This window comes from Kushneria sp. EE4 (assembly GCF_977968315.1).
Genome location: NZ_OZ386212.1, coordinates 2995653 through 3017691 on the forward strand (window position 1 = coordinate 2995653; position 22039 = coordinate 3017691).

The following is a 22039-nucleotide window of genomic DNA, read 5'->3' on the forward strand; positions in this document are numbered from 1 at the left end:
CTCAGACCACCTTTTGTCTGATCACCTTTTTTTCTGACAACCAGGGGAGCCCCCGATGGGCATGAGTGAGCAGCCGGGCGGTGAGCCCACCATCGACATGGTCGTTGCGGCGCACCAGGCGCTGAAGGCACAAAAGCCGCTGGTGCAGTGTTTGACCAATAACGTCACGGCCAATCTGGTCGCCAACGCACTGTTGGCCGCCGGCGCCACGCCGGCGATGATCGATAACCCCCAGGAGGCCGGACGCTTTGCCGGTCAGGCCAACGCCGTGCTGATCAACCTGGGCACGCCGCAGGAAGATCAGGTCAAGGCGATGCACAAGGCGGCCGGCGGTGCCCACCAGGCGGGCACGCCCTGGGTGCTCGACCCCATCGGGGCGGGCAGCATGAAGTGGCGCCACGGCCTGGCCCTGGAGCTTCTGGAGCATCGGCCCACGGTGGTGCGCGGCAACGCCTCGGAAATCATGGGACTGGCCGGACAGGATGGCAGCGGGCGCGGCGTGGACAGCGCCATGAGCCCGCAGACCGCCATCGGCGCGGCGCGGGAGCTGCTGAATCAGGCCTGTGCGGTCTCGGCCTCCGGACCGGTGGACATGGTTCTTGGCCCCCTGCTCGATCGCCATCACAACGGCCAGGCCGTGGTCGAGATCGGCGGCGGCAGCGAGTGGCAGCCGCGCGTCTCCGGTACCGGCTGTGCACTCGGTGCGATCGTGGCGGCCTACTGCGCCGTGGTGCGTGATCCGTTGAGTGCCGCGGTGGCCGCGCACGTCCATGTCGCCGTGGCCGCCGAGCTTGCCGAGGAGCACGCCCAGGGGCCGGGCAGCTTTGCCGTGGCCTGGCTGGACGCGCTGGATCAGGTCGATGAGACGCTGCTGCGCCAGCGCGGCCTGATCGCCGTGCGCTGGCTGGATGCCTGAGCCGGTGGCGTCAGCATCAAACGCCTCGCCCCCGCGCATCGCTGTCATCGGTGCCGGCATTGCGGGGCTGGCCGCTGCCATTCGGTTGCGTCTTCAGGGCGCGCACGTCGAGGTGTTCGAGGCTTCCAGCACCGCAGGCGGCAAGCTTGGCGAGCTGGTGCTGGGCGACTATCGCTTCGGCATCGGCCCGTCGCTTCTGACCATGCCGGAATACATCGACGAACTCTTTGAACTCGCCGGTGAGACGCCGGCGGATCACTTTCGCTATCAGCGTCTGGACACCGTGTGCCGCTACGCCTGGGAGGACGGCACCCGACTGGACGCCCGCGCCGACCCGCAGGCCTTTGCCGAGGAAGTCGAGCGGGTGCTGGGCGTGCCGGCGCAGCGGGTACTGGCAACGCTGGCCCACGGCGAAGAGAAGTATCATCTTACCGGGCGCACCTTTCTGGAAAAGTCGCTGCACTCGCCGAAGACCTGGCTGACGCCGGAGGTGGGCCACGCCCTGACCCGACTGCACCGGCTCGATCTCATGTGCACGCTGCATCAGGTCCACCAGCGCGATCTGAAAGAGCCGCATCTGGTGCAGCTTTTTGACCGCTTTGCGACCTACAACGGCTCCAACCCGTACCGCGCGCCGGGGCTGCTCTCGATGATTGCCCACTTCGAACACGGCGCCGGGGCGTTCGTGCCCGAGGGCGGCATGCCGGCGATCGGCCGAGCGCTGTATGGCCTGGCCGAGCGCCTGGGCGTGGTCTTTCACTTCGACACACCAGTAGACAGAATCCTCACCCGCCACGAGGGTCGCCGGCCACGCGCGGTGGGGCTGCACCTGGCGGATGATCGGCAAGTGATGTGTGATCGCGTGGTCAGCAACATGGATGTGTTTTTCACCCATGAACGGCTGCTGCCCGATGCCCCTGCCCCGACGCGGGTGCTGGCGCGCGAGAAATCGACCTCGGCGCTGATCTTTTACTGGGGTGTGGATGAATCCTTCCCGGAACTGGATGTGCATAACATCTTTTTCAGCGACGACTACGCCGGGGAGTTCGCCGCGCTGGAGGCCGGCACGCTGTGCGATGACCCGACGGTCTATGTCAGCATCTCGTCGCGCTATGACAAGGGCGCGGCACCGGCAGGCGGCGAGAACTGGTTCGTGATGATCAACGCGCCCTTTGCCACCGATGGGCAGGACTGGCCGGCGCTGATCGAGCGCACCCGCAAGCGGGTGATCGACAAGCTCGAGCGGATGCTGGGCCGCGAACTTCGCGGGGCGATCGTAGAAGAGTGCGTGTTTGATCCAACCACGATCGAGGCGCGCACCCTGTCACATCGGGGCGCGCTGTATGGCACCAGCTCGAACGACCGCATGGCGGCGTTTATGCGCCACCCCAACTACAGCCGCCACATCGACGGGCTCTATTTCTGCGGCGGCAGCGTTCATCCCGGCGGCGGCCTGCCGCTGTGTCTGCTATCGGCCAGAATCATGACCGACGTCATGGCCCGTCGCGAGCCGTGGCCGGCGCACGCCCCTTCTTTGCACAACGCCCTGTCTTCACAAAAGGACGATGCCTGATGACTTTACCCGGCCCCGCCAATTCCGCGCGCCTTTTACGCCCGGTCCCGGTAATCATCCTTTTAAGCCTGATCTATCTGGCCGGCGTCGTAGGCATTGCGCTGCCGGTGCATGATCAGTTCATCCGCCTGACCCCGCTCACACTTTTAGCATCACTGGCACTGGTGCTGGCCTTTCATCCGAGGCCGCGCCCCCGGCTGTGGGGCTACGTGGCGCTGTGCTACGTGGTGGGGTTCGTGGCCGAGGCGATCGGCACCTCGACGGGGCTCTTGTTCGGTGATTACGCCTACGGTCACGTGCTGGGGCCGACGCTGTGGCACACACCGCTGATTATCGGCGTGAACTGGGCGCTGCTGCTGTATTGTCTCAACGTGGTGGTCCAGCGCGTGCTGCCCGGGCTGTCACGACCGCTCAAGGGCGTGATCGGCGCCGCCCTGATGGTGGCGCTCGACATGCTGATCGAGCCGGTCGCCATCCATCACGACATGTGGGCCTGGGGCGACACCCTGGTGCCGCTGAGCAACTACCTCGGCTGGTTTATCGTCTCGCTGCCGATCTCGATTCTCTTTCACTACCTGTTTGCGCGCGTGCACAACCCGGTGGCAATCGCCGTGGCGCTGTTGATGGCAGGCTTTTTTGCCGCGCTGAATCTGCTGGGGGTTTGAGTGACGAATCAGTCTTGATTCCGGGAGGAAACGGGGCCGGTGGTTTCACGCACCACCAGTTCCGGCGGCATTATTTCTCTGCGTGGCGCCTCATGATCGCCGCGAATGCGGGCCAGCAACATCTCGCTGGCTCGCGCGCCCATCAGATCGGTTCTTACCCGAACACTGGTCAGAGGCGGCGTAGTATAGGCCGCAGCGCTCATGTCATCAAAACCGGCAATCGAAATATCCACACCCGGACGCAGCCCCAGTCCGTGACAGGCCGCTACTGCGCCAAAAGCGATTAAATCCGAAAAACAGACCACGGCCGTCGGCGGCCGGGGCTGTGCCATGAGTGCTTCAAGCCCCTGATGGCCAAACGCCATCGTGGTAGGACCGTGGCATATGCCGTCCTGATCCGGCGGATAGCCGGCCTGGGTCAACATCTCTCTAAAGGCCTGCTCGCGATCGCGCGCCGTCGAGGTCATGTTGCCTCCCCCCAGCCAGGCAATACGCTGATGCCCCAGCGATAGCAGATGCTCGACCACCATCGCCATGCCGCGGGCGTCATCATTGATGACGCGATCCACCTCAACACCGTCGACATCCCTGGACAGCAGCACCAGCGGTAAATGACGCAGATGAGAGGCCTCCGCACCGGGAAGATCTTCCAGGGTCGTCCCGGCAGCCGGAATCAGAATCAGTCCCGAGGCACCGTGTTCGGCCATGCGACGCATGAAATCTGCCTGCACCGCAAGCGACTCCTGGGCATGACAAAACAGCATCATGCGCTCCTCGGCACGAAAGCGCTGCTCCATGGCCGCAATAAATTCGGTGAAAAACGGATTACCCAGATCATTGAGACACAGCGCCACCGTGCCGCTATCCCCTCGTCGCAGCCCTGCCGCGTGACGGTTGTAGATATAGCCCACTTCCTGAGCCACCTGCCGGACGCGCTCACGCATCGCCGTCGAGATTCGCGCATCATCGCGAAGGGCGAGAGAGACGGTCGATGCCGTGACACCGACGCGCTCGGCGATGTGCTTGAGGGTAGGACGCCGTGTCATGCCCGGTTTCCTTTGAACGGTGGGAACATTATTGCCTCGCAATGGATACCTGCCCTGATTCAGGCCCGGTAGTTTGCGCGCATCTTCGACCTTGTCATCAAAGACCATGGTCGGATTGGTTCAATCGATTGAATTGCGTTTAATCATATCAGATCTCAACGCAGTGGCTCGCTTGCCGCGCTTCTTTCCTGTTCCACCACAGGAGTATCAACATGGCTCATGCACTCTCCAGAATGGCTCTGATGACCGCCGTCACGCTGGGCACCTTCACGGCCGCCAACATGGCACAGGCTGGTGAGGCGGCCTGCGAGTGGGCACCTGAACGTGCCGTCACATTTATCGTGCCCTGGGGAACCGGAGGCGGCACCGATGCCAATGCGCGACGGCTGGCCAGCCTGCTGGAACAGGAGATGGATGTACCCTTCAACGTGGTCAATCGTACCGGCGGCAATGGCGTGGTCGGCCACACCGCGCTGGCTCGGGCGCGGCCGGATGGTTATACCATCGGTGCCGCCACCATTGAGTTGGCCACCATGCATCATCTGGGGCTGACGCCACTGACCTGGCAGGACGCCACACCGATCGCGCTGGTCGATCAAAACCCTGCCAGTGTTGTGGTGAAAGAGGATGCCCGCTGGGATTCTCTGGAAGCCCTTCTGGAAGAGGCCAGGGAAAACCCCGGTGAGCTGACCGCATCGGGCACCGCCCAGGGCGGTATCTGGCATCTGGCACTGGCCGGCATGTTACAGGCCGAAGGCCTGCCCCCCGATGCCATTCGCTGGGTCCCGAGCCAGGGGGCATCACCGGCAATGCAGGAGCTGATGGCGGGCGGTGTCGATGTTGCCACACCGTCGCTGTCGGAAGCACAGCATCTGGTCGAACAGGATGAACTCAAGGCACTGGCTTACATGAGCGACACGCCCAACTCGAGCCTGCCCGATGTGCCGCTTACCGCTGACGTGCTCGATAGCGGCTGGACGCAAAGTGCCTTCATGACCATAAGCGGTCCCGGGGATCTGCCGGAAGAGATGACCTGCTCTTACGCTCGGGCCATCGAGAAAATTACCAACAGCGATGCCTGGGCCGAATTCAAGGCCAGCCGCGGCAGCGAAGTGGTGTTTGAGGGTCCCGAGCAAACGGCCGAGCTGTTTCGAGAAACCGATCAGCAGCTGGGCGAAGTAATCAACGCCATTGGCCTGGCTCGGTAGTGGCCACTATCGAAGGCATGAGCGACAGGGGCAGACGAGGGGGCAGAACAATGGCACGCACTGATCTGTGGTCCGGGCTTTTGCTCATGCTGTCTGGTGCGCTGATATTCTGGCGCGCCTCGACCTTTCCGAGTATGGCCGGCCTGCCCTATGGGCCTGACCTGTTCCCCTCGATTGCCGCCGGTGGGCTCATGATCTGCGGCGTTTTGTTACTGATTTCGACTCTGCTGATACGACAACGAGCAACCGAAGCGGGAAACGCTGACAGTGATCGTGACGATCATCGCTTGAGCCAGCAGCCGTCGGGAAGCCGCCGAGCCTGCCTGCGGCTCATGGCCCTGATTCTGATTGTGGCCGGGTTCGGCCTGGCCCTTGATCCGCTGGGTTTTCACCTCACCTCCCTGCTTGCCATGACCACCACGGCCCTGCTTTTTGGACTGAATGCGTTACGTGCGCTGTGTCTGTCGGTGCCTCTGACGTTCGGGGTACATCTGCTGTTTTATTCATTGATGAATGTCCCGCTTCCCTGGGGCGTCCTGACACCGCTGGCCTGGTGAATCCGCATGGAACTCGATACGCTTTTTCGCCTCTTTTCACCGCAATCGCTGACCCTGCTGGTGCTCTGCACGCTTTACGGCACCCTTGTCGGTGCCATGCCGGGCCTTACAGCCACCATGGCAGTGGCCCTGCTGGTACCTTTCACCTACTTCATGGATCCGCTGATGGCCATCAGTGCCATCGTGGCCACCACGACCACAGCCATCTTCGCCGGCGATATCCCCGGCGCTTTGCTGCGCATTCCCGGAACACCGGCCTCTGCTGCCTACGTTGAGGACGCCTACCGCCTGTCGAGTACGGGAAAATCGCGCTCGACCCTGCTGGTCTCGCTACTGGCCGCCTCGATCGGAGGCCTTGTCAGTGTCGTTCTTCTGGCTCTGATCGCCCCTCAGCTGGCTCGGGTCGCCATCGGTTTTTCAAGCTATGAGGTGTTCTGGCTGGCCACTCTGGGGTTGAGCTGTGCAGTCATGACCAGCAATGCTTCTGTAATCAAGAGCTTTGCCAGCCTGTTTATCGGACTGTTTATCGCCTCGATCGGCATCGATGTTGCAGTGGGCCATCCCCGGTTCACTTTCGGCTGGTATGAACTCTTTGATGGTGTCAGCTTTATCCCGGCCATTATCGGCCTTTTTGCGCTCAGTGAGATTTTGCGCGCGGTCAGTACCGGCAAGCATCAGCCACCTCCCATCGAGATACATGAGACTCTTTCCAGGGCTTTCAGGGAGGCCTTCGCCACTTTGGCGCGCTATCGTCGCAACGTGGCACGCTCAAGTGTTGCGGGCACTCTGATCGGTGCCCTGCCGGGTGCCGGTGCCGATATTGCGGCCTGGATCTGTTACGCCTTCTCAAGGCGCTTTTCGCGCCATCCCGACCGCTATGGCAAGGGACATATCGAAGGCATCGTCGATGGCGGTTCAGCCAACAATGCCGCCATCGGTGGCGCATGGACACCGGCATTGGTGTTCGGTATTCCGGGCGATAGCGTGACGGCCATCGCCATCGGCATCCTGCTGCTCAATGGGCTGTCACCGGGCCCCCGCATCTTTACCGATAATCCGGAGATCGTTCAGACCCTGTATGGCGCCTTTGCGCTGACCAACCTGCTGATGATCCCGATCGGCATCGCGGTCATCGCGCTTTCAAGCAAAATCGTTCGCATCCCACGCCGCGTACTGATGCCCATCGTGCTGCTCTTCTCGCTGGTAGGTGCCTACGCCATTACCAATTCGGTCGTTGCCGTCTGGATCGTTCTGGTGCTGGGCATTCTGGGCTATGCCATGGAAGCCACCGGGTTTCCACTGGCACCTGCCATTCTCGGCATCGTGCTGGGCGGTATTGTCGAAGAGAACTTCATGACCTCGATGATCAAATCGCAGGGCGATCTGTTCGCCTTTTTTGAGCGGCCCTGGGCGGCAGCACTGGGGACTCTCACTCTGATGGTCTGGATTTTCCTGCTCGGTCGAGCACTTTACGAGGGTTATAAGCGACAGCGAGCCCTCTCCCTCAATACACCCAAGCGAGAGCCTTGATGACTTCCTTCAATCCGACCCGTCAGGCCCTGGAACAGGGCCGCACCGTCAGCGCGCTATGGCTTGAAAGCGCCAGTCCCGAAATTGCCGAGCTGGCTGTACATGCCGGCTGGAAAACCATTCTGGTCGATAATGAACACGGCATTGCCAGTCTTGAACATACGGCGCATCTACTACGCGCCGTGGAGGCCGCCGGTGGTGACGTGGTTTTACGCATTCCTGCCGAGGATCCGGCCTATCTGAAAAGGATACTGGACATGGGAGTGCGCTCGATCATGGTCCCCATGATCAGTTCCGCTTCGCAGGCCCGCGCCATCGTGGATGCCTGTCGCTATCCGCCACAGGGCAATCGCGGCTATGCCGCACCCATCGTGCGTGCCTCCCGCTTTGGCGCCGTGAGCGATTACGCTCGCGTCGCCAATGACAACCTTTTGCTGATCGTACAGATCGAACACATCGATGCCCGTGAAGAAATCGAAGCCATTGCAGCGGTTGAAGGCATCGATATGCTGTTTATCGGCCCCAACGATCTGGCAGGCTCCATGGGCCGACTGGAACAGCTCGAGGATGCTGACGTTCGTCAGACCATCCAGGCCCTGGAAGAGCGCATTACGGCCAGCGGCTGCTGGATGGGCACCATCACGGCACCGACTCGCGGCATTGATACGCTATCAAACGCCGGATACCGCTTTGTGGCCGGTCCAAACGACATCGCCATTATGGCCAACGCCCTGCGCAGCGAGGCCACTCGCTGGCGTGAGTTGTCCGGTGATTTTGACCTGACCTAGAAAAGCCCACGAGCGATGGCGCAACCGGAACCGATAACACGGACAAATATCGGCCGGTTACGCCCGCCCCGGGCCAACCGGCTGCAAAAGCCCCGTGCGATAGGCCACGCGGCGAAAAAGGTCGGGCATGTCGAAGAGGATGCGTCCGGGGCCATGGTTCAGTGCCCGGTAGGCCAGCAGACACAGCGCGCCAATCAGCACTGTCATGACCAGCGGCGTCACGGCCAGCACGCCGTTTTGCAGCGCGCCTTCCACGTAAAGCGTCTCGGGCATGATGATGACCAGCGCAAAGATCAACAGCTTGTGGATGACATAGATCGGCAGGGTGCGCTTTCCGATATGACACAGCAGCCCCATTCGGAAGCGCTCGGTCAGCCACGCGAACAGATCAATGGTGGTCGAGACCATCAAAAGGGCAAGCACCAGCTTTACGCCCGGCGCCTCCATCGCACTCAGCTTCCAGGTCACGCCCAGCGCCATCAGGGTCAACGCCCCGGTGATCAGCAATCGCTTGATGTTGCACTGCACGTAGTGGCGGGCCAGAAAGGGCTGTAAATAACATCCCAGGGCAAAAAAGAAGAAGTAGTCCAGCAGCGAGGCAATGTTCCACCAGCCAGCCGGCAGTGACAGGCTTGAGGCCAGGTGCAGCACCACGCCCAGGCCGATGCTCAAAACGCCCGGCTGTCTGAAATGCTGCAAAAGCTTGCAGGTCACGAAATAGAGCACCAGCGCGTAGAGATACCAGAGCCCGGTATCTGCACTGAGCAGCTGCACCATCATGCCCAGCGCGGTCTCCGGATGGGCGCCGGCGGCCACGACCTCCACATCCAGCGCCTCGATGACGCGCTCGGTAAACAGCCAGTACAGCCCCACCCACAGGACATAGATCCACAAAAGACTGGCCACTCGACTGGTGCGTACCTCGCCCCAGCCACGCCCGGTCACCGAGCGGCTGGCCAGAAACCCGGAAATGAGAAAGAAAAGCGGCATGCGCAGCGGCTTGAGCGCCGTGACGACTAGGTTCCAGAGGGTGGGTATCACCGTCTGACCGAAATCGATCTGCTGAAGCACGATCTGATTGAAGTGATACAGCACGACCGCAAGGATACAGACGCCCTTGGCGGCATCGATCCAGTCGATCCGGCGGGTACTGGGCATGCAGACTCCCGATTCTGTTTAATTAGAACTTAAATAATCAGAAGCATTATGAGGGACTGAAATAACTAATCCATGACACGCAAAAAGACTACATCTATAGCAACAAAAAATTACTCATCTTTTGCATGGGCTGGCGGCGGCCGGCCATGCTCCTGACACCTTTGTCCAGCAGGCACCGCCGGGGGAGACGGTTATGCTGACAGGCTACTGACGGGTCATGTCTTTTTGATGACGGCCCAGCTGTCTCGTATCAACCGGGAGCCCCCATGGCACACGACATCACCCTTTCGCTGGCGCAGGCCGAGACGTTGAGCCGGCGCATCCTGCATCACGCAGGCTTTGGCGCCGGCCACGTCGAAGCGATCACGAAAAGCGTGGTGGCCGCCCAGCGTGACGAGTGCCACTCCCACGGGCTGTATCGCCTGCTGGGCATCGTGGAGACGGCGACCATGGGCGGGCTGGACCCGCAGGCCGTGCCCGAGGTGATCGATCAGGCCCCCGGCATCGTGCGGGTGGATGCCCGCTACGGCAGCTCGCTGCTGGCGTTCGAGCAGGGCCTGGCACCGTTGAAAGAGAAGGCCGAGCGCAACGGCATCGCGGTGCTGGCCATTAACCACTGCTTTCACTTCTCGGCGCTGTGGTCCGAGGTGGAAGCACTATCAGCAATGGGGCTGGCGGGTCTGGCGATGAACCCGACTCACGCCTTTGTGGCCCCGGCCGGCGGGGTGCGCGCGCTTTTGGGCACCAACCCGTTTGCGTTTTCCTGGCCGCGCCCGAACGGCAATCCCTACACCTTTGACTTTGCCACCAGCGTGGTGGCCCGCGGCGAGATCGAGCTGCATCGTCACGCGGGCGAGTCGATACCCGAGAGCTGGGCGCTGGATAATCAGGGCCAGCCCACCACGGACCCGGCAACCGCGCTGGATGGGGCCATGCTGACCTTTGGCGGTCACAAGGGCTCGGCGCTGTCCACCATGATCGAGCTGCTGGCCGGGCCATTGATCGGTGACGCCCTGAGCCATGAGACGCAGGCCGCCAACGAAGAAGGCACCGGTCGGCCGTGCCACGGCGAGCTGGTGATCGCGCTGTCGCCAAAGGCGTTTCTGGGTGAGCAAAGCGAGGCCGGGCTTTCACACGCCGAGCGGCTGTTCGAGGAGATGCTGGGACAGGGGGCGCGGCTGCCGTCACAGCGGCGCTTCGAGGCGCGAGCGCGCAGTCTGGAAGCAGGCGTGTCGATCCCGGCGGCGCTTTACCGGGATCTGGTCGCGTTGAGCGGCGAAGGGGGAAGGCCGGACTAGCCCAGCAGCGAGCGCAGTCCGGCGATCGCGCTCTGGCCGCGCTCGTGTTTCTTCTCGGGTTCTTCCTTGTCGGCGCGGCCGTACCACTCGAGATCGTCCGGCGGCAGCTCATCGAGAAAGCGACTCGGCGCGCAGTTCATCATCTCGCCGAACTGCTTGCGCTGCTGGGCCAGCGACAGGGTCAGGGTCTGGCGTGCGCGGGTGATGCCCACATAGGCCAGACGGCGCTCTTCCTCGATGGTATCCATCTCGATCGAGTTGCGGTGCGGCAGCAGCTCCTCCTCCACGCCCATCACGTAGACGTGCGGAAACTCGAGGCCCTTGGAGGCGTGCAGGGTCAGAAGCTGCACCTTGTCGGTGTCATCTTCCTGGGCCTGCTGATCAAGAATATCGCGCAGCACCAGTCGCGAAATGGCGGCTTCGACGTCGTCGGTCTCCTCGGCGACGTCATCACCTTCCTCGGTGTCGCGATGCATCGACTTTTCGAGCTGGTCGATCAGGATGTGGACGTTGCCCATGCGCTTTTCGGCGACGATCGGCGCGCTGGCGTTTTGATAGAGCCAGGCCTCGTAGTCCATCTCGGCAAACATCTGCCGGATCGCGGCGATGGCATCGCCCTCATCCATGCGCCGGCGAATGCCATCGAGAAAGTGATTAAAGCGCCCCAGCCGGTCCACGGCGCGCTCGGAAAGCACATGCGAAAGCCCCATCTCGCTGCAGGCGGCAAAGAGACTCACCTTGCGCTCCTGGGCGTAGTTGGCCAGTTTTTCCAGCGTATTGGGGCCGATCTCGCGGCGCGGCACGTTGACGATGCGCAAAAAGGCGTTGTCATCGGCCGGGTTGATCAGCAGACGCAGATAGGCCATGGCGTCCTTGATCTCATTGCGCGAGAAAAAGGAGGTGCCGCCGGAGAGCTTGTAGGGAATCTGGTGGTGCTGAAGCTTGAGCTCCAGAAGCCGTGCCTGAAAGTTGCCGCGATAGAGCACGGCAAAGTCACGCCACTGGGCACTTTCCTTGATGCGCCGAGTGAGGATCTCGGTGGCGACCCGCTCGGTCTCGGCCTCTTCGTTGCGATTGACGATGATGCGAATCGGCTCGCCGCGGCCCTTGTCCGACCACAGCGTCTTTTCATAGACGTGGGGGTTGTTGGCAATCAGGGTGTTGGCGGCCTTGAGGATGATCGAGGTCGAGCGGTAGTTCTGCTCCAGCTTGATCACGTTGAGCCTGGGGAAGTCCTCGCCCAGCTGCACCAGGTTCTCCGGGCGCGCGCCGCGCCAGGCGTAGATCGACTGGTCGTCGTCACCCACCACGGTAAAGGTCTCACGCTCGGCCATCAGCATGCGCACCAGCTGATACTGGCTCGAGTTGGTGTCCTGATACTCATCCACCAGCATGTAGTGAATGCGGCCCCGCCAGCGCTGCAGCACCTCCGGATGACGCTCGAACATCGTCGCCGGCAGCATGATCAGGTCATCGAAATCGACCGCGTTGTAGGCTTTCAGGTGGCGCACGTAGTGCTCATAGATGCGCGCGCAGTAGGCGTCATCCTCGGTCTCGGCGTGGGACAGCGCATGTCCCGGCAGGATCAGATCGTTTTTCCAGCTCGATATCCGGCTTTGCACCTTATTGATCTGATCGCCGTCAATCTGGGCATCCTTTTGCATCAGATCGCGCAGCAGCGCTTTCGCATCCTCCGGATCAAACAGCGAAAAGCCCGGGCGCAGGCCCAGCGTTTTCAGCTCCGAGCGGATAATGGTCAGCCCCAGGGTGTGAAAGGTCGATACCGTCAGGCCGTGACCGCTGCGACCGGGCAGCAGCGCCTGGACGCGCTCTTTCATTTCGCGGGCGGCCTTGTTGGTAAAGGTCACCGCCGCAATGCGCCGGGCACTCATGCCGCACTCGTGGACCAGATACGCAATCTTGGTGGTGATCACGCTGGTTTTGCCGGACCCGGCGCCGGCGAGCACCAGACAGGGGCCGTCGATGTATTTGACGGCCTCGCGCTGACGCGGATTGAGGCCGCTGATGCGATTGCGAATATCGGACATGGGGACAACCTGATGGAAGGCAGATGACGCGAGCACGTCATGATACATCCTGTGCCCGTTCCTGTGCTGTAATGACAGCGCGCGAATCGGCAGCCGCTCACCGCTTACAGGAGGAAAGCCATGCGTTATCAGAGGTTTGCACCGGCATTCAGGAAACGGTCTTTTCACGCCGCCGCCGGGCTTTTATTCGCGGCTGCCGCCGGGGTCTCCCTGCCGGCAAACGCCGCCTGTCAGCTTCAGGCGATGACGTACGACTATCCCGAACAGCGTCTGGATCAGGCACTGCAGCAGTTTGCCCACACCAGCGGCTGTCCGGTCGAAATGGATAACGCCCTTGTCGAGGGTCACCGGGCGCAGGCGGTTTCCGGGCGGTTTACTCCCGATGCGGCGCTGATTCAGCTGGTGCGCGGCTCGGGGCTTGAGGTCCATCTCGATGACGGCCACTACCGGGTCAGCCAGAGCGACCGGGAGCATATCGACAGTCGCATCGAGACGTTTCGCTATCGTATCGGCAGCGCCCGGGGCGACGGGACGCTTGATCCACACAATGCCGACGCCCTCATGACCCAGCTCGATGCCATCGAGACCCAGAGCGATCAGCTGATCACCGAGCAGGGCTTTTTGAGCGCGGCAGAAAAGGCCAGCCATGAGCGCTTCTTTGCCTGGCTGGAAGGGCGCCTGGCGCCGTCGAATCTTTAGGCGCGCCTGCGTTGACGCGTAGCAGCGCATCTTCGCTTACAACAACAGGGGGCGGTAACGATGAAGATACTTCAGGACGACCTGAGCGGCGCGGCAACCATCGCGCTGATTCGTGACCATGTGACGGACCTGGCCGGCCACTCTCCCGAGGAGAGCTGTCACGTGCTGGACCTGGAGGCCCTGCGCGCCCCCGACATCACCTTCTGGAGCGTCTGGGAGGACGAAGAACTGGCGGGCTGTGGCGCACTCAAGGCACTCGATGCCACCCACGGCGAGATCAAGTCGATGCGCACCGCCAGTACCCATCTACGTCGCGGCGTGGCCGCCAAACTGCTCGATCACATCATTCGCGACGCCGGCGCCCGCGGTTTCCAGAGACTGAGCCTTGAAACCGGCCCGCATGACCTTTTTGCCCCGGCGCGCAGCCTCTACGCGCGCTTCGGCTTCGAGACCTGCCCGCCGTTCGGCCCTTATCGGGAAGACCCCTACAGCGTGTTCATGACGAAATCGCTCGACGGCCCGGACTATAGCGCGCCGTCGAAATCGAGCTGTCGCCAGGCTTCATAGACCAGCACCGCACAGGCGTTGGAGAGGTTGAGACTGCGACTGTCAGGGCGCATGGGAATGCGCAGGCGCTGATCTTCCGGCAAGCCATCGATCAGGGTTTGCGGCAGGCCGCGGCTTTCCGGGCCGAACAGCAGCGCATCGCCGGTGTGATAGGCCACATGGTCATGGCGAGTGCGTCCGCGGGTGGTCACGGCCAGCACGCGCGTCGGCGAGACCGCGGCCATGAAAGCCTCAAGGGAGGCATGCACCTGAACGCGCGCCCACTCGTGGTAATCAAGCCCCGCGCGGCGCAGGCGCTTGTCATCAAGTTCAAAACCGAGCGGCTCGATCAGATGCAGGCGAAAGCCGGTATTGGCACACAGTCGGATGATGTTGCCGGTGTTGGGGGCAATTTCCGGCTCGAACAGGGCGATGTCCAGCATGGCGGGGCTTGTCTCTACTTCTCAGGGTCAAATGCCGCGACGCTCGGACGCTGCGTATTGACGCTTGGTTTTGCAGGTCCCAACGCAAGCGGGCCCGGCACAAAGGCCGGGCCCGCTCGGGTCAGGCGTTCGCCGGTTTAGAAACCGACGGAGACACCCAGTTCCGGACCGCTGAACAGCGTCTTGTTGCTGTGATCGTCGAAATCGGTGCGGTAGTAGCGATAGCCCACAAAGCCGTAGGTGTTGGCCACGAGCGTGGCACGGGCGCGGGCGCCGTACTCGTAGCTCTTGTCGACATCGCCATGGCTCAACCCGGTGGGCGTGACGAAACCGTAGCCGCCGACGCTGACGCGCGGGATCGGGGTATCCACATAGGCCGAGCCGCCCAGGCCCAGACCGCCGCCGTTGCCGTAGTGGGAGTCCAGATACTGATAACGACCGCCCAGCGAGATATCGATGCCCGGCACATAGGGCGAGAACATCAGCTGACCGCTGTAGGTCTTGGTGTTGTCGCCGCTGCGATCGGTGTTGCTGTAGCCGGCACCCGCGCTCCAGCCCGGCAGCAGGGACTGGTTGATTTGAACGCTGTGGGTGTCATTGCCGCCGCTGGCCGAGACGCTCAGGGCCGAGGCGTTCAGGCTTGAAAGGGCAAGGCCCGTCCCCAGTACCGAGATGATGATCTTTTTCATTTTAAAGGTCCTTGGCTTGCCGTCCCCTTGCCGGGGACATGCACTGTCAGAGAGGCATCCGTTCGCCTGCGGGAATACAGACCGGTGTGCTCCGGTGCATTGTGCCATCATGATGATAGGGATCGACATGATGTCATCTTTTTTATTAAGGCCACCTTACCACCGTCTGAAGCAGCGCCCTATACGCCGTAGCGCGCGCGGTAGTCGTGGATGGCGCGGGCATGCGGGGCCAGCGTATCGTCGGCCCGGGTCTCGAGATACTCAAGGATACCCTCAAGCGTGACGATAGGAACGACCGGAATACCGTAGCGGCGACGAACGTCCTCGATGGCGCTGATATCGCCCTGGCCGCGCTCCTGGCGATCAAGGGCCACGACCACGCCGGCCGCCGTCGCACCGGCTGCCTCGATCAGGGCCATGGACTCTCCGATGGCCGTGCCGGCGGTGATGACGTCATCGATGATCAGCACGCGGCCCGATAACGGCGCACCGACCAGCGAGCCGCCTTCGCCGTGGTCCTTGGCCTCCTTGCGATTGAACGACCAGGGCAGATTGCGGTCATGATGAGTGGCCATGGCAATGGCCGTACTCGATGCCAGCGGGATGCCCTTGTAGGCCGGACCGAACAGAAGATCGAACTCCAGTCCGGCGCGTTGAATGGCACCGGCATAGCAACGCCCCAGCATGGCCAGTGCCGCCCCGCTGTGGAAAAGGCCGGCATTGAAGAAATAGGGACTGACGCGCCCCGACTTCAGAGTGAACTCGCCAAAGCGGAGCGCCTGCTCACGGATGGCAAATTCGATGAATTCTCGCTGCTCGTCCAACATGTCGTACCCTTTTCTTGTACCGGCTCTTTACCCAAACCTGTCAGGCTCGGGTATCATACACGCGCGAAAAACAAGGGACCATGTATGAAAATCGCCAGTATCAACGTCAATGGCATGCGCCGGGCCGTCGAGCGGGGCTTTCTCGACTGGTTGAAAGCGCAGGATGCCGACATCGTCTGCGTGCAGAACTTAAAGACCAAAAGCTTCGAGCTGGACGACTCGATCCTCTACCCCGAGGGCTATGAAGGCTATTTTCTGGATGCCGAACAGGACGACTTTGCCGGCGTAGGCATCTACTGCCGCAAGATCCCCAAGGCAATCATGTATGGTCTGGGCTTTGAGCAGTGCGACAACGAAGGTCGTTTTCTGCAGGCCGACTACGAGCGCTTCAGCGTGGCCTCCTTTCTGATGCCGGAAGACCCCCACGCCAAGCAGCGCTTTATCGCGCAGTACAGCGACTATCTCAGCAAGCTGCGCCGCAAGCGTCGCCAGTACATCATCGCCGGCAGCTGGTATATCGCCCACAAGACCGTCGATCTCGATCACTGGTCCGAGCACCAGAGCACGCCCGGGTTTCGCCCCGAAGAGCGCGCTTTCATGGATCAGGTTTTCGGCCCGATGGACTTTGTCGATACCTTCCGCGAGGTCGAGCGCAACGCCGGTCATCACACCTGGTGGGAAAAGCCCGACAGCGACGTCCCGCGCAAGCGTCAGGACGGCTGGCGCATGGACTATCAGATCACGGGGCCTGATATCGCCCGCACGGTCAAAAGCGCCTGGATCGATCGTGATGCCGACTTCAGCGAGTTCGCGCCGCTGATCATCGAGTACGATCTGGAACTTTAAGCCCCGGCATCGGTGACGGCCCGGCCATCATCGACCGCCGTTCGGCCATTGATCGCCATCGCCTGGTGGTCCCTTCGCGCAACACGGCGCCGGAAGCTTTCGCTTTCGGCGCCGTGTCGTTATGCGGCAAACGCGTCTGATCAGCTGACCATGCCCGGGCGTTTAACTGACCATGCCCAGCGTCTCGCGCTGACGCGCAAAGAGCTGCTCGCAGCCGGCTTCGGCCATGTCCATCATGGCGTTGAGTTCACTACGCGAAAACGACTTCTGCTCGGCGGTGCCCTGAACCTCGATGATGCCGCCATCGGCGGTCATGACCACGTTCATGTCGGTCTCGGCGCGCGAGTCCTCGGCGTAGTCCAGATCCGTCACCGCCTGCCCCTTGTAGATGCCCACCGAGACGGCGCTGACCAGCTGCTTGAGCGGATCAGTGGTGATCTGCTTTTTGCGCTGCAGCGACTGGATCGCATCGACCAGCGCCACGCAGCCACCGGTAATGGCGGCGGTACGCGTGCCGCCATCGGCCTGAAGCACGTCACAGTCGATGGTGATGGTGAACTCACCGAGCTTTTTCAGATCGATCGCCGCACGCAGGCTGCGTCCGATCAGGCGCTGAATCTCGATGGTGCGCCCGCCCTGCTTGCCCCGAGCCGCTTCCCGGCCGCTGCGGGTATGGGTCGCGCGCGGCAGCATGCCGTACTCGGCCGTGATCCAGCCCTGTCCCTTGCCGCGCAGCCAGCGCGGCACGCCGGTTTCAACGCTTGCCGTGCACAGCACCTGGGTATCGCCGAAGGCGACCAGCACCGAGCCTTCGGCGTGCTTCGTGTAGCCACGGGTCAGGGTAATTTCACGGGTTGCTTCGGGGGCACGTCCACTGGGTCGCATGACACTCTCTCTACTGGTAAAAATGAAGGCACAAACCAAAAGGCGGGCCGGGCATCTTACACGCCTGCCTGCGCAATGAACGAATCGTTTAGACTGATCCCCTTCACCTCTGATGCAAGGATGACCCATGGCACGCAGCATGACCGCCTTCACCCGCCAGACGCTGGACGCCGACTGGGGCAGTCTTGCGCTGGAGTTGCGCTCGGTCAATCAGCGCTATCTCGATGTGCACTTTCGCCTGCCCGAGTCGCTGCGCGACCTTGAAGCGCCGTTTCGCGACAGCCTGCGCGGCACGCTCTCGCGCGGCAAGGTCGAGTGCTCGCTGCGCTTTGAGCGCGCCCGGGGCAGCGGTGACGGCCTGGACATCAACGTCGAACACCTCGAAGTGCTGATGGAGACCCTGACGCGTCTGCGCCGCCACGCCCCGGAAGCCTCGATGCCGAGCCTGCTGGAGCTGCTCGACCACCCCGGCATCTCCCGCGGCGGCGAAATCGACATGGACGCCGTACGCGCCGCCGCGCTTGGGCTGATGCGCCAGGCGCTGGAGGATTTAAACGCCGGGCGCGAGCGCGAAGGCGAGCAGCTCTGCGCGCTGATTCGCGAGCGCCTGACCGGCATTCGCGCCCAGGTCGCGGAAGTCCGCGCCCACCTGCCGGCCGTGCTGGAGCGCCAGCGCAGCCAGATTCTGGAGCGTCTGGACACCGTGAAGGCCGAGCTTGACCCCAACCGGCTGGAAGCGGAAATGGCGCTGATGGCGCAAAAGGCCGATGTCGCCGAGGAGCTGGACCGCCTCGACACCCATGTGAGCGAGGTCGAGCGACAGCTCAATCAAAAGGGCCCGATCGGCCGGCGGCTCGATTTTTTGATGCAGGAACTCAACCGCGAAGCCAACACGCTTTCTTCAAAGGCCGCGGTCACCGACACCACCCGCTGCGCGGTGGAGCTCAAGGTGCTGATCGAGCAGATGCGCGAGCAGATTCAGAATCTCGAATAACCATTCGTCACTTCAATGGCGTCGCCGAATGCTCATTCCCGGTTCGCGACGCCAGCCCCTTGCTATTCCCACCTTGCCCCGTCCAGTGCCTCCAGCGGTATCTTCAGATAGCGCCGGCCGTTGCTTTCGGGCTCGGGCAGGCGCCCGCCGAGGATGTTGACCTGCAGTGCATGCAGGATCAGTTTCGGCATGGGCAGTTCACCGTCGCGCTTTTGGCGCAGTTCGACATATTCCGCCTCGCTGCTGTCTTTCAGGCCGTGCTTGTTGGTCTCGCGCTGCTCGCGCACCGTGCTTTCCCACTGCGGTGCGCGATCCCCGGGCATATAGTCGTGGCCGGTGAAGACGCGCGTCTCGTCCGGCAGCGCCAGAATGGCCTGGATCGAATGCCACAGCTGATGGGCGCAGCCGCCGGGAAAGTCGGCGCGTGCGGTGCCAAAGTCGGGCTGAAAAAGCGTGTCGTGTACGAAGGCGGCATCACCGATCACATAGGAGATCGAGGCCGGCGTATGGCCCGGTGAGTGCATCACGCGAGCCTCAAGCTCGCCCACCCGGAAGGTATCGCCCTCATCAAAGAGATGATCCCACTGGCTGCCGTCGTCTCTGAGATCCGGCCAGTTGTAGATCTCCTTCCACAGCGCCTGCACCTTCGTCACCGGCCGACCGATGGCCGTCGGCGCGCCGGTTTTGTCGTGAAGATAGCGGGCGGCGGAGAAATGATCGGCGTGCGGGTGGGTGTCCAGAATCCATTCGACTTCGAGCCCCTCGCGCTCGATGTACTCAAGCAGCGCATCGGCCTGTAGCGTGGCAGTCGCACCGGCCTTTTCGTCAAAATCGAGCACCGGGTCAATGATCGCGCAGCGCTTCGTGGCGGGGTCAATCACCACGTACTGAATGCTGAAGGTGCGGGGATCGAAAAAGCCGGCGACATCGGGCCGGGAGCCTGCCGGGTCTCCCGGTGAAAGGGCAAAGGTCTTCATGGTGACTCCTTGAAGGGAAATGCTCTCAGGGTAGCGCCGAATGCAATATAACGTTAGACGATCGAGGCATATCCATGGCCGGGAGAAATAGCCCATGGAGGCCACGTTATTCGTTGGCTGGCGACGCGCGCCCGCGGAGTAGGCTGCGCGTCTTCCCGGCGATTCTGGACAACAGCCTGCGTGGACATTCCCTACATTTATCAGCTGCAGGAGGCCTCCTACGAAAGCCTTCAGGCACAGCACTTCAGCGTTGCGGTCGTCGATATGGACGATACCGGCCTGAGCCGAGCCCAGGTCGAGGCCATTCAGGCCCGCGACAAGACACTGATCACCTATGTGAGCATCGGCGAGGCCGAGGATTACCGCAACTACTGGCAGGCGATGAGCGCCGAGGGCGTGCCCGACTACGTCTTTGAGGAAAACGACAGCTGGCGGGGCAATTATCGGGTCGCCTTCTGGCGGCCCGAGTGGCAGCAGCTCATGCTCGAGCGCATCGAGGAAGCGGTCGCGCTTGGCTACAGCGGCGCCTATCTGGACATCGTTGACGCCTACACCCTGGAATCGGTGCAGGCGCGCTATACGGGCGAAGACCTGCGCGCCGAGATGGAAAAGTTCGTTATTCGCCTCTCCAAGCACGCCAAATCGCTCAACCCGGATTTTTTGATCATCCCGCAAAACGCCGTCGGCCTGTTGGGCATTTCCGAAGACATGCCCGGCACACCCAATCGCCCCTATCTGGCGGCGATCGACGGCGTCGGCGTGGAGGATCTGTGGTACGACGACGACCGGCCCTCCCCGTGGACGGAAAGCGATCTCGAGTTTTTGCGCACCGCCCTAGCCGAGGGCAGGTTTATCCTTTCCACTTCCTATCCGGGCGATGAGGCCAACCAGGCAGCCTACGTTGAAGCAGCACTGCGCGAGGGTCTGCTTCCCTATGTGGCCACACGCGAGCTCGATGACACCTACGCGCCGGTTAACGCCACCATCGCCACGCGCCCCGTGATCGCCTTCCCGCTGGCCACGCCCGAGGGTTACTCGGGCCGTCTCGGTGACATCGCCGCCGCGCCCGCCTTTCTGCGCTCAAGACTCGGGTTTGCCGAGCGCCGACCGGCCCTGATCATCGAGCGCAACACCACGGCCTTTGCCGCGCTTGCCACCAGCGACAACGCCCGCGCCGCCGCCACAAGTGCCGATCGGCTCGGGTTCGGCAATGCCCTTTACGACGCCCTGGTGAGCCGGGACGCCGCGACCGCCGCCCACGCCTTCGATCAGCTGCCCGGCGAGGTTCATGCTGCAACGCCAAGTGCCATCGCCCAGGACGCCCTGCAGATTCAATCGCTGATGCGCCAGCGCCTCGCCCGGGACACCACAGGTGATGCCGGTGACCGTATCGTCGTCTGGAGCCAGGGCTACGGCTCAAAAAGCGAGTTGGATGGCAACCCGACCGGCGGCTTTCAGCGCCGCGGCCACGGCCTGGCGGTCGGTATCGATGCCGCGCCGCTGGACGACTGGCGCGTGGGCGCGCTGGTGGGCAGTGGTGAAAGCCGTGTTCGCATGGATGGAATGGACGCCCGCGCGGATCTCGATCACACCTACGTCGGCGCCTACGCACGTCACGACCTGGGGGCCACCACCTTGAGTCTTGGCGCGGCCTATCTCTACAGCGACGCCGAGAGCCGGCGGCGCGTGCGATTTACCGGATTCGACAACGACCTCGAGGCCGATTACAGCGCCAGAACGATCCTCACCTTTGCCGAACTCTCGCGGCATTTATCGCTTGGGCCGGTCACCCTCGAGCCCTTCGCCGGGGTGAGCTATCTGTCGGTGGATGTCGATGACGTGCGAGAGACCGGCGGTGCCGCCGCGCTTTCCGCGGAGGGCAACAGGGCATCGAGCGGCTATACCACGCTCGGGCTGCGCCATGATCAACGCCTCCCGCTGGGTGGCCTGCCGCTGACGCTGCAAGGTGAAGCCGCTTGGCAGCGCCGGCTCAACGACAGCCCCCCGAGACTTGACGCCGCCTTTACCGACGGCGAGCGTTTCACCGTCAAGGGCGCCGGCCCCGGCCGGGACGCTCTTCGCCTGCGGGCCGATCTCGGTCTGGCGCTGGGAGCGCATTCGACGCTGAGCGTCGGCTACGTCGGCCATCTGGATGACGACGTTAGCGACCACGGCGCCAGCGCCACCCTGGACTTTCGTTTCTAAGACACCCGGTGGCGCGGGCAACCGCCTGTGCTACCCCACATAAGGGGCCAGCGTCACGGCCCCGAGCCTTTCGGCCATGTCGAACGCCGCCCGTATCACGAAATAAAGGGGCGAGTGCTACCCTGCCCGGATCCCCGCTAC

General features: G+C 62.6%; 21 protein-coding genes. 13 read left to right on the forward strand and 8 right to left on the reverse strand.

The window, feature by feature from the left end:
- The first annotated feature begins 61 nt into the window (after window positions 1-61).
- The 3 genes from thiM to ACXMYO_RS13590 are packed head-to-tail and all read left to right on the forward strand — an operon-like array spanning window position 62 to window position 3154.
- Window positions 62-916, forward strand: coding sequence for a hydroxyethylthiazole kinase (thiM, locus tag ACXMYO_RS13580; protein WP_457809106.1), 855 nt, complete (start codon window positions 62-64; stop codon window positions 914-916).
- A 4-nt stretch (window positions 917-920) separates the two neighbouring features.
- A complete protein-coding gene (crtD, locus tag ACXMYO_RS13585; RefSeq protein ID WP_457809107.1) occupies window positions 921-2489 on the forward strand; it encodes a 1-hydroxycarotenoid 3,4-desaturase CrtD in 1569 nt (522 codons plus the stop codon).
- The gene (locus ACXMYO_RS13590) at window positions 2489-3154 is read left to right on the forward strand and encodes a carotenoid biosynthesis protein (RefSeq protein WP_457809108.1); all 666 of its coding nucleotides are present in this window, start codon (window positions 2489-2491) and stop codon (window positions 3152-3154) included. The genes crtD and ACXMYO_RS13590 overlap by 1 nt, the downstream gene beginning before the upstream one ends.
- Window positions 3155-3162: 8 nt before the next feature.
- Here ACXMYO_RS13590 and ACXMYO_RS13595 read toward each other — a convergent pair whose 3' ends face one another.
- On the reverse strand, window positions 3163-4200 hold the full coding sequence (locus ACXMYO_RS13595) for a substrate-binding domain-containing protein (RefSeq protein ID WP_438765315.1): 1038 nt from the start codon (window positions 4198-4200) through the stop codon (window positions 3163-3165).
- A 212-nt stretch (window positions 4201-4412) separates the two neighbouring features.
- Here ACXMYO_RS13595 and ACXMYO_RS13600 point away from each other — a divergent pair, with 212 nt between their 5' ends.
- The 4 genes from ACXMYO_RS13600 to ACXMYO_RS13615 are packed head-to-tail and all read left to right on the forward strand — an operon-like array spanning window position 4413 to window position 8283.
- Window positions 4413-5408 carry a tripartite tricarboxylate transporter substrate-binding protein gene (locus tag ACXMYO_RS13600; protein ID WP_438765316.1) on the forward strand — a complete coding sequence of 332 codons (996 nt, stop codon included), beginning with the start codon at window positions 4413-4415 and terminating at the stop codon, window positions 5406-5408.
- A gap of 50 nt (window positions 5409-5458) precedes the next feature.
- The gene (locus ACXMYO_RS13605) at window positions 5459-5965 is read left to right on the forward strand and encodes a tripartite tricarboxylate transporter TctB family protein (RefSeq protein WP_438765317.1); all 507 of its coding nucleotides are present in this window, start codon (window positions 5459-5461) and stop codon (window positions 5963-5965) included.
- A gap of 6 nt (window positions 5966-5971) precedes the next feature.
- On the forward strand, window positions 5972-7495 hold the full coding sequence (locus tag ACXMYO_RS13610) for a tripartite tricarboxylate transporter permease (protein ID WP_438765318.1): 1524 nt from the start codon (window positions 5972-5974) through the stop codon (window positions 7493-7495).
- Window positions 7495-8283 (forward strand): aldolase/citrate lyase family protein, encoded by a 789-nt coding sequence (locus ACXMYO_RS13615; protein WP_438765319.1) that lies wholly within the window; start codon window positions 7495-7497, stop codon window positions 8281-8283. The genes ACXMYO_RS13610 and ACXMYO_RS13615 overlap by 1 nt, the downstream gene beginning before the upstream one ends.
- Before the next feature lie 57 nt (window positions 8284-8340).
- Here ACXMYO_RS13615 and ACXMYO_RS13620 read toward each other — a convergent pair whose 3' ends face one another.
- On the reverse strand, window positions 8341-9441 hold the full coding sequence (locus ACXMYO_RS13620; RefSeq protein ID WP_457809109.1) for an acyltransferase family protein: 1101 nt from the start codon (window positions 9439-9441) through the stop codon (window positions 8341-8343).
- Window positions 9442-9707: 266 nt separating this feature from the next.
- Here ACXMYO_RS13620 and ACXMYO_RS13625 point away from each other — a divergent pair, with 266 nt between their 5' ends.
- Window positions 9708-10739, forward strand: a complete 1032-nt coding sequence (locus tag ACXMYO_RS13625) for an Ldh family oxidoreductase (RefSeq protein WP_457809110.1) — start codon at window positions 9708-9710, stop codon at window positions 10737-10739.
- Here ACXMYO_RS13625 and rep read toward each other — a convergent pair.
- On the reverse strand, window positions 10736-12787 hold the full coding sequence (rep, locus tag ACXMYO_RS13630; RefSeq protein ID WP_438765322.1) for a DNA helicase Rep: 2052 nt from the start codon (window positions 12785-12787) through the stop codon (window positions 10736-10738). The genes ACXMYO_RS13625 and rep overlap by 4 nt on opposite strands.
- 120 nt (window positions 12788-12907) lie before the next feature.
- Here rep and ACXMYO_RS13635 point away from each other — a divergent pair, with 120 nt between their 5' ends.
- Window positions 12908-13486 carry an STN domain-containing protein gene (locus tag ACXMYO_RS13635; RefSeq protein WP_457809111.1) on the forward strand — a complete coding sequence of 193 codons (579 nt, stop codon included), beginning with the start codon at window positions 12908-12910 and terminating at the stop codon, window positions 13484-13486.
- Between the two features lie 60 nt (window positions 13487-13546).
- Entirely contained in the window at window positions 13547-14053 is a 507-nt protein-coding gene (locus ACXMYO_RS13640) for a GNAT family N-acetyltransferase (RefSeq protein WP_457809112.1), read from the forward strand.
- Here ACXMYO_RS13640 and trmL read toward each other — a convergent pair.
- From trmL to pyrE, 3 genes are all read right to left on the reverse strand, one after another.
- Window positions 14011-14475 (reverse strand): tRNA (uridine(34)/cytosine(34)/5-carboxymethylaminomethyluridine(34)-2'-O)-methyltransferase TrmL, encoded by a 465-nt coding sequence (trmL, locus tag ACXMYO_RS13645; RefSeq protein WP_457809113.1) that lies wholly within the window; start codon window positions 14473-14475, stop codon window positions 14011-14013. The genes ACXMYO_RS13640 and trmL overlap by 43 nt on opposite strands.
- A gap of 137 nt (window positions 14476-14612) precedes the next feature.
- Window positions 14613-15164, reverse strand: a complete 552-nt coding sequence (locus tag ACXMYO_RS13650; protein WP_438765326.1) for a YfaZ family outer membrane protein — start codon at window positions 15162-15164, stop codon at window positions 14613-14615.
- Between the two features lie 179 nt (window positions 15165-15343).
- Window positions 15344-15991 carry an orotate phosphoribosyltransferase gene (gene pyrE, locus ACXMYO_RS13655; protein ID WP_438765327.1) on the reverse strand — a complete coding sequence of 216 codons (648 nt, stop codon included), beginning with the start codon at window positions 15989-15991 and terminating at the stop codon, window positions 15344-15346.
- An 84-nt stretch (window positions 15992-16075) separates the two neighbouring features.
- On the opposite strand from pyrE, the gene ACXMYO_RS13660 reads away from it, so the two are divergent.
- Entirely contained in the window at window positions 16076-16837 is a 762-nt protein-coding gene (locus tag ACXMYO_RS13660) for an exodeoxyribonuclease III (protein WP_438765328.1), read from the forward strand.
- 162 nt (window positions 16838-16999) lie between these two features.
- Here the strand turns inward: ACXMYO_RS13660 and rph are convergent, their stop codons facing one another.
- Window positions 17000-17722: a ribonuclease PH gene (gene rph, locus ACXMYO_RS13665; protein ID WP_438765329.1), complete on the reverse strand. Its 723-nt coding sequence runs from the start codon at window positions 17720-17722 to the stop codon at window positions 17000-17002.
- Between the two features lie 127 nt (window positions 17723-17849).
- Between rph and ACXMYO_RS13670 the strand changes: the two genes are divergently transcribed.
- The gene (locus tag ACXMYO_RS13670) at window positions 17850-18716 is read left to right on the forward strand and encodes a YicC/YloC family endoribonuclease (RefSeq protein ID WP_457809114.1); all 867 of its coding nucleotides are present in this window, start codon (window positions 17850-17852) and stop codon (window positions 18714-18716) included.
- 62 nt (window positions 18717-18778) lie between these two features.
- Here ACXMYO_RS13670 and ACXMYO_RS13675 read toward each other — a convergent pair whose 3' ends face one another.
- Entirely contained in the window at window positions 18779-19693 is a 915-nt protein-coding gene (locus ACXMYO_RS13675) for an MBL fold metallo-hydrolase (RefSeq protein ID WP_457809115.1), read from the reverse strand.
- Between the two features lie 180 nt (window positions 19694-19873).
- On the opposite strand from ACXMYO_RS13675, the gene ACXMYO_RS13680 reads away from it, so the two are divergent.
- A complete protein-coding gene (locus ACXMYO_RS13680) occupies window positions 19874-21898 on the forward strand; it encodes an autotransporter domain-containing protein (protein WP_457809116.1) in 2025 nt (674 codons plus the stop codon).
- Window positions 21899-22039 lie beyond the last annotated feature (141 nt).

Coding starts and splice junctions, on each gene's coding strand:
- thiM (WP_457809106.1), top strand. CDS start 62: ATGAGTGAGCAGCCGGGCGGTGAGCCCACCATCGACATGGTCGTTGCG.
- ACXMYO_RS13590 (WP_457809108.1), top strand. CDS start 2,489: ATGACTTTACCCGGCCCCGCCAATTCCGCGCGCCTTTTACGCCCGGTC.
- ACXMYO_RS13595 (WP_438765315.1), bottom strand. CDS start 4,200: ATGACACGGCGTCCTACCCTCAAGCACATCGCCGAGCGCGTCGGTGTC.
- ACXMYO_RS13600 (WP_438765316.1), top strand. CDS start 4,413: ATGGCTCATGCACTCTCCAGAATGGCTCTGATGACCGCCGTCACGCTG.
- ACXMYO_RS13605 (WP_438765317.1), top strand. CDS start 5,459: ATGGCACGCACTGATCTGTGGTCCGGGCTTTTGCTCATGCTGTCTGGT.
- ACXMYO_RS13610 (WP_438765318.1), top strand. CDS start 5,972: ATGGAACTCGATACGCTTTTTCGCCTCTTTTCACCGCAATCGCTGACC.
- ACXMYO_RS13615 (WP_438765319.1), top strand. CDS start 7,495: ATGACTTCCTTCAATCCGACCCGTCAGGCCCTGGAACAGGGCCGCACC.
- ACXMYO_RS13620 (WP_457809109.1), bottom strand. CDS start 9,441: ATGCCCAGTACCCGCCGGATCGACTGGATCGATGCCGCCAAGGGCGTC.
- ACXMYO_RS13625 (WP_457809110.1), top strand. CDS start 9,708: ATGGCACACGACATCACCCTTTCGCTGGCGCAGGCCGAGACGTTGAGC.
- rep (WP_438765322.1), bottom strand. CDS start 12,787: ATGTCCGATATTCGCAATCGCATCAGCGGCCTCAATCCGCGTCAGCGC.
- ACXMYO_RS13635 (WP_457809111.1), top strand. CDS start 12,908: ATGCGTTATCAGAGGTTTGCACCGGCATTCAGGAAACGGTCTTTTCAC.
- ACXMYO_RS13640 (WP_457809112.1), top strand. CDS start 13,547: ATGAAGATACTTCAGGACGACCTGAGCGGCGCGGCAACCATCGCGCTG.
- trmL (WP_457809113.1), bottom strand. CDS start 14,475: ATGCTGGACATCGCCCTGTTCGAGCCGGAAATTGCCCCCAACACCGGC.
- ACXMYO_RS13650 (WP_438765326.1), bottom strand. CDS start 15,164: ATGAAAAAGATCATCATCTCGGTACTGGGGACGGGCCTTGCCCTTTCA.
- pyrE (WP_438765327.1), bottom strand. CDS start 15,991: ATGTTGGACGAGCAGCGAGAATTCATCGAATTTGCCATCCGTGAGCAG.
- ACXMYO_RS13660 (WP_438765328.1), top strand. CDS start 16,076: ATGAAAATCGCCAGTATCAACGTCAATGGCATGCGCCGGGCCGTCGAG.
- rph (WP_438765329.1), bottom strand. CDS start 17,722: ATGCGACCCAGTGGACGTGCCCCCGAAGCAACCCGTGAAATTACCCTG.
- ACXMYO_RS13670 (WP_457809114.1), top strand. CDS start 17,850: ATGGCACGCAGCATGACCGCCTTCACCCGCCAGACGCTGGACGCCGAC.
- ACXMYO_RS13675 (WP_457809115.1), bottom strand. CDS start 19,693: ATGAAGACCTTTGCCCTTTCACCGGGAGACCCGGCAGGCTCCCGGCCC.